Annotated in this window: 3 protein-coding genes; all 3 read right to left on the bottom strand. The window is 59.1% G+C overall.

Annotated elements, in window-relative coordinates; all coding sequences use genetic code 11:
- On the bottom strand, window positions 1-853 hold an 853-nt coding region (locus tag C9413_RS31090; protein WP_170251405.1), incomplete at its 3' end, for an ATP-binding cassette domain-containing protein.
- 59 nt (window positions 854-912) lie between these two features.
- Window positions 913-1,983 (bottom strand): sugar ABC transporter substrate-binding protein, encoded by a 1,071-nt coding sequence (locus C9413_RS31085; protein ID WP_040113993.1) that lies wholly within the window; start codon window positions 1,981-1,983, stop codon window positions 913-915.
- A 92-nt stretch (window positions 1,984-2,075) separates the two neighbouring features.
- Window positions 2,076-2,443 (bottom strand): cupin domain-containing protein (locus C9413_RS31080; protein WP_170251404.1); only part of this gene is annotated, 368 nt, incomplete at its 5' end.

Below are 2,443 nucleotides of genomic sequence, written 5' to 3'. Positions count from 1 at the left end.
CCTGTGGCACGGAGATGGGGGCGTCTTGCACGCCCCCTCTTGGGTGCACCCCGACAACGCCCACCGGGGGGTCCGCCCGTGCCGTGCCGCGGGGAGGAAATTTTTTGGCGAGAGCCCCGCCGATCATCGCACCGACGACCTTGTCTACGTCGAGGTCCGATACGGGCAGGTCCGCGACCGTGCTGCCATCGCGCAGGACCATCACGCGGCTGACGATGCCGAGGAGTTCCTGGATTCGGTGAGACACATATATGAGAGCTTTGCCTGCCTGCTGAAGCTTCTTGATGATGGCGAACAGCTGTTTGCGTTCGACCTCCTCGAGCGCTTCGGTCGGCTCGTCCATGATGATGATATCGGCATTGCTGCTGATGGCTTTGGCGATCTCGATCATCTGCCGATGCGAGAGGCTGAGCTCTCGAACTGGCCTGTCGAGAGGCACGTCCACGCCTAACTCGCCCTTCAGGATACGCGAGGCGGCTGCCCGCATGGCCGAATGGTCAAGCGGCGATGCACTTGAGCGCCCGCGGCGCAGCTCCCTGCCAGCGAATATGTTTTCGGCGGCATCAAAGTCCGGAAACAGGCTCAGTTCCTGGTAGATGATCGCGATGCCTGCCCTGGACCCGTCTTTGGGATTGTTCAGATCGACCACCTTACCTCTGACAGCAATGGTGCCTTCGTCGCGTGCATATGCACCGGAGAGGATTTTCATCAGCGTCGACTTGCCTGCGCCGTTCTCGCCAACCAGGCCGAGAACCTCGCCGGGTTTGAGTACGAGGTCGATGCCATCAAGCGCCTTCGTGTTGCCGAAGCGTTTGGCGATGCCTTTCATCTCGAGCAGCGGAGCGTTTGTCATTCAGGTCGCCCTTTTTTAGTGGACGGCCCCGCGCAAGGCAGGGCCGCGTATTGTCACGTCTACTTCTGCTGAACGTAGACGTAGTCGTTCTGATCGAAGGTCTTGATGTTCTTCGCATCGTAGGTTTTGGGCGCCACGAAGATCTTCTTCGGCAGGGCGTTGCCCTTCATCGCGAACTCATCCACCGCTCGAATGATGTTGCGACCTTCTTCCTTGGCCCCGGTGTCGACCGTTGCTGCAAAGTCGCCGGTGAGGATCGCGTCGTTGGCTTCCTTCATATTTTCGTAGCCGACGATCGCCACCTTGCCGTTCAGCCCCTTAGCCTTGAGGGCCTGCAGACCGCCAAGGGCCATCTCGTCGTAGAGCGCGACGAGGACTTCGATGTCGGGGTTGGCGGTAAACATGTTTTCGGTCACCGACAGGCCCTGGGCACGAACCCAGCCAGCCGGCTGCTGAGCGACGATTTTGAAGTTGGGATGCTTCGAGATGATCTCGTTGAAGCCCTTCATGCGCTGGCTCGTATGCGGACCGGGCAGGCCCTCCAGTATCCCGAGCTTGACTTCCTTGTCGCCATAGGTGTCAACCAGCCACTGCGCCTGCGCACGACCGCCGTCACTCTGGTCGTAGCCAATATCGCTGACATAATATGGATTATCGGCGACGGGTGAGTTGAAGAGGAAGATCGGAATGCCCGCCTCGGTCGCGCGCCGGATCGAGGGGAGCAATGCGCCTTCGTTGTATAGGGCAACCGCGATCGCATCGACACCGTCGTTGATCCAGGCTTCCATTGTTCTGATCTGGTCGTCCGTGGCAGACTGGCTGCTCGGAGCCTGCACGAGAAGCTGGATAGCGCCGTCGCCACCGCGCTTGTCGATTTCTTCTTTCACGCCGGCTAGAACACGCTGATAGTAGGTGTCCATCGCCGTCGGCAGGAAACCGACCTTGAGCGGGCGGTTATCCTTTTTAACAGGTTTCACTTCCTGGCCTGTGGGCTTAATGTCCTTGTCCATCAAGATGCCAGGAAACACCTTCGAATAGTCCGCCTGCTGTGCAAGCGCTGGGCTGAAGGAAAGCGAAGCGGTGAGCCCGAGAGCAGCACCGAAGATTAACGTCCGTCTAAAAATTGTCACATGATCCTCCCTGGTGGTGACAAGACAAAGCTTTCCCATCCGCGGAACGGGTCCGCGGCGAAACTTGGCAAACTGAGATTCAAATTTTCGGCTTAAAGTCCCGGTGCGATCGTGAAGACCACCCGGATCGGGTTAGAGCCGTAGTTTAGGCACTGGTAGCTGATGCCGCCCGGCAGGAAGAAAGACTCGCCGTCACGGATGTGAAAGGTTTCGTCGGTATCCGCCAAATAGAAGGTCGCGGGGCCTTGCAGGATGTAGAAGACTGCGTCCCCTTCATGGCTGTCGGGTTCGCTCGCGCGCGGTCCAACGCCACCCACGGGGATAGTTAGCTCTCCGACGTGCATGTAATCGTTGCTGACGCAGAACTGGACAAGAACGGGATGATCGCGGCCGGAGACGATGTGCAGACGATCGCTTTTTGCGACCTTCACCAGGTCGCCCCTCTTGCGCGCCTGTGCGC

Origin of the sequence: Rhizobium sp. SEMIA 4085, assembly GCF_013004495.1 — a bacterium.
In the GTDB taxonomy this organism is placed as follows: Bacteria; Pseudomonadota; Alphaproteobacteria; order Rhizobiales; family Rhizobiaceae; genus Rhizobium; species Rhizobium gallicum.
The sequence above is the reverse complement of the archived record's forward strand: the minus strand, read 5'-3'. Positions and strand labels throughout refer to the sequence as shown.